The organism is Mesorhizobium sp. M8A.F.Ca.ET.021.01.1.1 (assembly GCF_003998025.1).
Classification (GTDB): Bacteria; Pseudomonadota; Alphaproteobacteria; order Rhizobiales; family Rhizobiaceae; genus Mesorhizobium.
In genome coordinates this window covers 1-7935 of sequence record NZ_RZSJ01000262.1, presented here as the reverse complement: position 1 = coordinate 7935, position 7935 = coordinate 1, and the positions used below count along the sequence as shown (strand labels likewise).

7 protein-coding genes are annotated in these 7935 nt (G+C 66.6%); 2 read left to right on the top strand and 5 right to left on the bottom strand.

The annotated features are described in order from the left end of the window. The 5 genes from EOA36_RS20000 to EOA36_RS19980 all read right to left on the bottom strand — a co-directional run. Positions 1–799: ABC transporter substrate-binding protein (locus EOA36_RS20000; RefSeq protein ID WP_127279101.1), on the bottom strand; the 799-nt coding region annotated here is incomplete at its 3' end. Between the two features lie 79 nt (positions 800–878). Next, entirely contained in the window at positions 879–1877 is a 999-nt protein-coding gene (locus tag EOA36_RS19995; RefSeq protein WP_127279100.1) for a ribose ABC transporter permease, read from the bottom strand. Next, complete coding sequence (locus EOA36_RS19990) at positions 1874–3418, bottom strand: sugar ABC transporter ATP-binding protein (protein ID WP_127279099.1); 1545 nt, start codon at positions 3416–3418, stop codon at positions 1874–1876. The genes EOA36_RS19995 and EOA36_RS19990 overlap by 4 nt, the downstream gene beginning before the upstream one ends. Continuing rightward, a complete protein-coding gene (locus tag EOA36_RS19985) occupies positions 3415–4794 on the bottom strand; it encodes a carbohydrate kinase (protein ID WP_127279098.1) in 1380 nt (459 codons plus the stop codon). Before EOA36_RS19985 ends, EOA36_RS19990 begins: the two co-directional genes overlap by 4 nt. Continuing rightward, positions 4791–5573, bottom strand: coding sequence for a DeoR/GlpR family DNA-binding transcription regulator (locus tag EOA36_RS19980; protein WP_127279097.1), 783 nt, complete (start codon positions 5571–5573; stop codon positions 4791–4793). Before EOA36_RS19980 ends, EOA36_RS19985 begins: the two co-directional genes overlap by 4 nt. Before the next feature lie 180 nt (positions 5574–5753). Between EOA36_RS19980 and EOA36_RS19975 the strand changes: the two genes are divergently transcribed. Then, a complete protein-coding gene (locus tag EOA36_RS19975) occupies positions 5754–6794 on the top strand; it encodes a class II aldolase/adducin family protein (protein WP_127279096.1) in 1041 nt (346 codons plus the stop codon). An 11-nt stretch (positions 6795–6805) separates the two neighbouring features. Then, positions 6806–7935 (top strand): FGGY-family carbohydrate kinase (locus tag EOA36_RS19970; RefSeq protein ID WP_127279095.1); only part of this gene is annotated, 1130 nt, incomplete at its 3' end.

Below are 7935 nucleotides of genomic sequence, written 5' to 3'. Positions count from 1 at the left end.
CATAGGGATCCTGTGAGGCCGAAGCCTTGATCATCGATTTGCCGGAAGAAAGTTCCTTCTCGATATCCGGCGCGCCGTCGACCGCGGTGAAGATGAACTCCGAACGATTGAGCTGCTTGGCGGCGAGCTCGGCGCCGATCGCCGTCGGATCGTTGATGGCGAACACCGCGTCGATCTTGTCGAAACGGGTCAGCAGCGACTGGAACACTTTCAGGCCGCCGTCGCGCGAACCTTCGGCGTTCTGGTCGTCGGACAGGATCTTGATGTCGGGATGCTGGGCAAGCACGTTCTTGCAGCCCTTCACACGTTCCAGGATCGACGACGACGCCGGTCCATTGAGGATGACGTAGTCGCCCTTGCCGCCCGTGTGGTCTACCAGGTACTGGCAGGCTTCCTCGCCGGCCTTGACGTTGTTGGTCATCACGGTGACATCGGCGCCCGGCGCCGAAACGTCGAAGGCGGCGACGATGATGCCGGCGGCCTGCGCCTTCTTCACAGCCGGTGCGATCGCCTTGGCATCGACCGCGTTGAGCATGATCACGTCGACGCCGGCAGCGATGAAGGAATCGACCTGCGAGACCTGCTTGTTGAGGTCGTAGTCGGCCGATACCGATGTCACCTCGACCTTCGGATTGATCTTCTTGGCCGCATCCTCGATGCCCTTGATGGTGGCGACGAAGAACGGGTTGCCGAGCAGGCCGACCGAGATGCCGACCTTGTTGAGGTCCTTGGCCGATGCCGGCGCGATGGCGACGGCCGCGAAAGCGGCGCCGCAGAGCAGTCTGGTGATGATCTTCATTACGCTTACTTCCTCCGATGCACCGCGCCTCTCACGGTGCGTTGCACGAGCCGGTCGTTGATGCCGGCGACCAGGTCACTCACGTTCTTGCCCCTGCCTGGAGCCGGTAGCGGTCGAGGGCGACCGCCACGATGATGACCAATCCCTTGATGATGTACTGCCAGATGTCCGAGACACCGGCCAAGATGAGCCCGTTGGAGAGCACCGCGATGATCAGCCCGCCGATCAGCGTGCCCCAGATCGAGCCGACGCCGCCGACGAAACTGGTGCCGCCGAGGATGACGGCGGCGATGGCGTCGAGTTCATAGCTTTGTCCGAGTTGCAGGCCGTTGGCGGCGTAGAGCCGGGCCGCCGACATGGCGCCGCCAAGGCCGGCGAGCAGACCGGAAACGCCATAGACGAAGAGCAGCACCAGCGGCACCTTGATGCCGGTCAGCCGCGCAGCCTCGGCGTTGCCGCCAACGGCGTAGATCCAGGTGCCGAGCACGGTGCGTTTGAGCACCAGCCAGGACAGCACCACCACCGACAGCGCGATGATGACCAGCCAGGGGATACCGAGCACCGAACCGTTGCCGATGAAGTCGAACGGCAGGTCGGAGTTGAACACCGTCGTGTCCTGCCCGAGCAGGCGGGCAACGCCGCGCACGGCGGTCAGCGAACCGAGCGTCACGATGAACGGCGGCAGCCTGATATAGGCGACCAGCAACCCGTTGATGAGCCCGAAGCCAAGGCCGACCAGGATGGCCGCCGGCACGCCGAGCAGGCCCCAGTCCGGCACCAGCGACACCAGCACCGCCACCATCGCGGAGGCGGCAAGGATGGAGCCGACCGACAGGTCGATGCCGCCGGTCAGGATGACGAAGGTCATGCCGGCGGCAAGCACGATGTTGATCGACGATTGCTGCGTGACGATCAGCAGGTTGGTGCCGGTCAGAAAGCGCGGATTGATGAACTGGAAGCCAGCGGCCAGCAGCACCAGCACCGGCAGCATGCCAAGGGCCGCAAGCGCGGTGCGCAGCCGCCGGCTCCTGACCGCCGCTTGATCCACACTCTTCGTCCCGGTCGTCCTGTCTGTCATCGCTGAGACGCTCCCGTCGCAAGTTCCATGATCGCTTCCTGACGAAGCGGCTTGCCTTCCGATGCCGTCACCTCGCCAGCGATCGCGCCATCGCGCATCACCAGCACGCGGTCGGCGACGCCGATCACCTCGGGCAATTCGCTGGAGATCATCAGGATGGCGATGCCCTTGTTGGCGAGGTTGTCGATCAGCCGGTAGATTTCCGACTTGGCGCCGACATCGACGCCGCGGGTCGGCTCGTCGAGGATGACGACCTTCGGCTCCGTCTCCAGCAGGCGCGCGAGCAGCACCTTCTGCTGGTTGCCGCCCGACAGCGAGCCGGCATTGGCCTGTGCCGAGCCGGTGCGGATGGAGAGGTCGGCAATGGCCTTCGCCGCTCTCCTGTCGGCGGCGGTGAAATCGCGAAATCCGCCGGCTCGTGCGTCCCTGGCCAGCACGCCCATGCTGATGTTGTCGGAAATCGACATGTCGAGGAACAGGCCGAGTTCCTTGCGGTCCTCGGTAAGGTAGGCGATGCCGGCATCGAGCGCCTCGCGCGGCGAGCCGATGGTCACGGCCTTGCCGTCGAGTTCCATCGTGCCGGCGCTGCGCTTGTCGGCGCCGAAGATCAGCCTGGCAAGCTCCGTGCGGCCCGAGCCGACGAGGCCGGCCAGCGCCAGAACCTCGCCGTGGTGGAGGTCGAACGAACAGTTCTTCAGCAAGTGCGCGTCGGACATGCCGCGCACCGAGAGCGCCACGGCGCGTTTCTCGTCCGGCGGGCGATGATCCTTCTTGTAGAAGGCGGAGAGATCGCGGCCGACCATCATCGACACCAGCCGCGAGGCGTTGAGGTCGGCGCGCTCCAGCGTACCGACATAGCCGCTGTCGCGCAGCACGCTGACGCGGTCGGCGAGTTGGTAGACCTCTTCCATGCGATGGCTGATGTAGATGATGGCGATGCCTTGCGCCTTCAGCGTCGCGATCACCTCGAACAGCCGGTCGGTCTCGCGCGAGGTCAGCGACGTGGTCGGCTCGTCCATGACGATGATGCGCGCATTCGTCGACAGCGCCCGGGCGATCTCGACCAGCTGGCGCTCGCCGAGCGACAGGCTGGAAACCAGGGCACGCGCCGAGAAGGCGACGCCGAGCCGGTCGACGATCTCGGCAGCGCGCCGGTTGCACTGGTCCCGGTCGACGACGCCGAAGCGCCGCGGCTCGTTGCCGAGGAAGATGTTCTGCGCCACCGTCAGGTTCGGCGCCAGCGACAGCTCCTGGTAGATCACCGCGATGCCGGCCGCGCGAGCCTTGATCGGATCGCCGGTCGCGGCGGGCGCGCCATCGATCAGGATCTCGCCGCCGGGGTCCGGCCGATAGGCGCCCGACAGCACCTTCATCAGCGTCGACTTGCCGGCGCCGTTCTCGCCCATCAGCGCGTGCAATTCGCCGGCGTGGACGCTGAGCGAGACGTCCTGCAGGGCGCGGATCGCGCCGAAGGTCTTCGAGATGTGGCGCATCTCCAGCACCGGCTGGCGTGTCGTCTGCATTTGGACTGCCGCGCTCATCGCGCACCACCCGCTGCCTTGGCGGCGGCACCGTGCCCGGCAACGCGGTCGCGCCAGGCCTCGCGATAGCCGGCAAGACCGCCGAATTGCGTCGCCCGCACCGGCTCCGGCGGCTCGGCGGCGAAGTCGCGTCCCACGCTCTCGAAGGCGAGCGCCGCGGCACCGGTGGCGCTGCCTTCCAACGAGGCGCCTTGCAGGAAGGTCTGGCCGGGGCGCAGCTGCGCCAGCAGTCCGGCAAGCAGGCCGCCAGTGTTCAGCCCGCCATCGACGATCACCGTGTTATCGGAATGGATGAGATCGAGGCAAAGGTCGACCATCAGCGCAACGTAGAGCAACGCCACCGCCGCGCGTTGCACGGCGCTGGGCGTACCGCCTATGATTTCGCCGCTACGGTCCGATATCGGTCCACCCGGCGCGAAACTCGGCAGTGCCATGGGACCGGCGTCGAGCGCCTGCTGTATCGAGCCATGCGGGATCGCGCCTTGCCAGCCGCCGCTGATGACGGCGAACTCGCGCCCACCCATGAATCGTATGGTCGGCACCGGGCCGCCGTCGACGTCGACATTGACCAGCATGTCGCGCTCGCTGTCGAGTGCCTCGAGCGGACAGTCCGGATTGAGCACGACGACCCAGGTGCCGGTCGAGACGACGGTCAGCGGTCCAAGCCCTTGCCGGCGATAGGCGTACAGCGCCGCATTGGAGTCGTGGACGCCATTGTGGATGGCGATCGATCGCTCGGTATTGCCGAAGCGTCGCTCGCCGATGACGGCGCCGGCACGTTCGAAAGCCGGCATCTGGCCGCGCCAGCCCTCGGCGTCGACCAGCGAGGAGTAATCACGTTCACGCGGTGCCCATAAATGCGAATGGCAGCCGAGATAGGAGACTTCCGAGACCGGCCTGCCGCCGAGGCGCCAGCTCCAGTACTGGGGATAGCCCAGAATCGATGTCGCGTTCGAAAACGCATCGGGATCGACCTGCTGCAGCCACAGCATGTGGCGGCCATAGTTGAAGCCGAGCGGCAGGCGCGGTGAGAAGGTTTCGGCGAAATCCGGGATGCGGTGGTCGATCCGCACCGCGATTTCGGCCGGCGGCTCCTGCTCGTAGTCGAGGATCGGATGGGTCAGCGCCTTGCCGTCGACAAGGGCGAAGGTGCAACCATGACCCGACACCATCACCCCTTCCACACCATTGTTTTCGACCGCGTCGGTGACGGCGCCGAACGCCCAGTCATGGAGTGCTGCCTCGTCGAGTACGCTGAAGCCGCCTTGTTGCACCCATTTCGGCTGCGTCCGCCGTTCGTCGAGAATGCGCCCGTCCTGGCCGAAGACGAACAGCTTCGAGTTGGTCTTGCCGAAGTCGAGCACCGCCACGTTCACGCGAGGGCTCCCGAGGTCGAAGCGATCCGCACCATGACGCCGGCGTCCTCCAGCATGCGCGCGTCGGCATCGGAGAGCCCGTCATCGGTCACCAGCGTGCCGATGCGCGACAGCGGCAGCGCGACATTGCGCGCGTGAATCGACAGTTTGCGGCTGTCGGCCAGCACCACGATCTGATCGGCGCAGAGGCTGAGATCGACGATGGAGCGCACCAGCAGCGGATGCGATTCCAGCAGCCCTTCCTGGTTGAGGCCTTGCGTCCCGAGAAAGAATTTCGAGGCATAGAAGGGCGTCGCCTGGGTCGGTGAATGGATGATGCCGGGCTCGCGGTGCAGGTCACCGCCGGCGACGGTCAGGCTGCAATGGCCATGGTCGCTGAGATAGGCCGCGAGCGGCATCGAATTGGTGTAGAGCCGGATGTTGCGGTCGGCGAGCTTGACGCCGAGATGGAAACAGGTCGAGCCGCCATGGACGATGACCGCATCGCCATCGCGCACCATGGTCGCGGCGGCGGCTGCGATCTGCCGCTTGGCCTCGACGGCAAGGTCACGGTTCTCGTCATAGGGCCGGGCATAGGCGACGCCCGCATGCGAAGCCCCGTCGAGTGCAGAAATGCCGCCATAGACCTTGCGGGCTTCACCGGCCTCGTCGATCCGGTCGATATCGCGCCGGACCGTCGCCGCCGAGACCCCGAGCCGCTCCTGCAGCTCGCGCACGGAGGCGAACGGGCGGTCCCGCAGCAGTTCGACGATCTGACGCTGGCGGCCGAAGTCGCTCAACCCTTCCTCCCTGACGCCATCTCCCACGGCAATTGGTGCAACTTAATCAACACTAGCCGGATTGCAAGCTTGTTTTGATGATAGTAGATCACTGTTGACGCAGATCGCTCATATCTGCGATATCAGCGCCAGCAGCGACCCGGTGACGGGATCGCATGCAAACGTTGGAGGAAAGGCGCCGTGGCAACCCAAGCTGATGCACAGGAACTGGCCGCCTTGCGGGCGCTTTCGGCCAGCATCGGGCTGAACCCGCACATGACGCAGGCGGCGGGCGGCAACACCTCGCTGAAGGCCGGCGACACGCTGTGGATCAAGGCCTCGGGCACCTGGCTGAAGGATGCGCTCAGCGCCGACATCATGGTGCCGGTGGCGATGGCACCGCTGCTCGAGGCCGTCGAACAGCGCGATCCAACCGCCGACAGGCCACAGGCCTTCGCCATCGAAGACCTCAATCCGCGTGGCCTGCGCCCGTCGATCGAGACCACCGTGCATGCCTTGATGCCGCAACGCGTGGTGCTGCATGTCCATTGCGTCGACACGATTTCGCTTGCCGTGCAAGCAGATGGCGAGGCCGAGGTCGCCAGGCGGCTGGATGGCATCGAATGGGCCTGGGTGCCCTATTTCCGGCCGGGTCTGCCGCTCGCCCGCGGCATTGCCGCGAAATTGCGGCCCGGGGTCGACGTGCTGATCCTTGGCAATCACGGGCTGGTGGTTGCTGCCGAAACCGTCGCCGAGGCGGAGGCTTTGCTGCACCGCGTCCGGTCGCTGCTGGCGCGGCCGGCGCGCGCCACCGCCCCGCCTGATATCGCCGCCTTGACGGCGCTCGCCGGCGACTACCGATTGCCGGCGGATGTCGAAGCGCATGCGGTCGCGCTCGATTCGGAAAGCCTGGATATGGCCGAGGGCGGCAGCCTTTATCCGGACCACGTCATCTTTCTAGGCCAGGGCTCGGTGGTTGCGAGGCCGGGCGAGAACGTGGCCGGCGTCACCGCGCGGCTCGGCGCGGCACCCGTGGCGATCCTGTTTCCCGGCGCCGGCGTGCTGATGCGCGGCGACGCCGGCGCCGGTGCCGACGCCATGCAGCGTTGCCTTGCCGACGTGACCGCGCGCGTCGATGGCAAGGCGCGGCTGAACTATCTCACCGCCGCCGAGAATGACGAACTGGTCAACTGGGACGCCGAGCAGTATCGCCAGAAGCTCAATGCGGCCGGCACGGCCTAGCGAGGGACGACATGACGCCACTTGTCGTCGGCATCGACATCGGCACCTCCGGCGCCCGCGCCGTCGCCATGCGTCAGGATTTTTCCATTGCCGGCCAGTCCGCTGTCCGGCTCGACAAATTCGGCCAGAACCCACGCGACCCCTCGGCATGGTGGCAGGCGGTCCAGGCGGCGCTGACGGAACTGATTTCGGGCGTCGACCGCGCCGCGATCCGCGCCATCGCCATCGACGGCACATCGGGCACCCTGCTGCCGGTCGACGCTGATGGGCGGCCTCTGGCCGAGCCGCTGATGTACAACGACAAGGTCGATGACGGCGACATCCTGGCCGCGATCGCCCGCGCGGCGCCGGAAGCGAGCGCCGCCCACGGGGCGACTTCAGGCCTGGCCAAGGCGCTCCGGTACCAGCATCTGCCCGGCATAGCGGCCGTGCTGCACCAGGCCGACTGGATCGCCGGCAACCTGTCCGGGTGCTTCGACGTCAGCGACGAGAACAATGCGCTCAAGACCGGTTACGACGTCGAGGCGCGCCGCTGGCCGGATTGGATCGCAGCCACCGGCATGCGCATGGATTTGCTCCCTGATGTCGTCGAGCCGGGCGACGTCATCGGCACCCTCACCGCGGCCGCCGCCGCGCTTTTCGGCCTGCCGCGCGATGTGGTCGTGGTTGCCGGCACCACGGACGGCTGTGCCTCGTTCCTGGCGACAGGCGCCACGGCGGCGGGCGACGGCGTCACCGCGCTGGGGTCCTCGCTGACCATCAAGATCCTGTCCGACCGGCCGATCTCGGCGCCGCGCTTTGGCATCTACAGCCATCGTCTTGGCGACACCTGGCTGGCAGGCGGCGCCTCGAACTCCGGCGGCAAGGTGCTGGCGCAGCATTTTCCGCTCGCGCGGATCATCAAACTCAGCGCGATGATCGACCCCACGACCGAGACCGGCCTCGACTACTATCCGCTTGGGACGGCGGGCGAGCGGTTCCCGATCGCCGATCCGGCCTTGCCGCCGCGTCTCACCCCACGGCCTGCTGACGATGCAGATTACCTCAAGGCGATGTTCGAGGGCATGGCGGCCATCGAAGCGCTTGGCTACGGCAGGCTGGCCGAACTCGGCGCGCCGGCCCTGACCTCCATTCGCAGCGT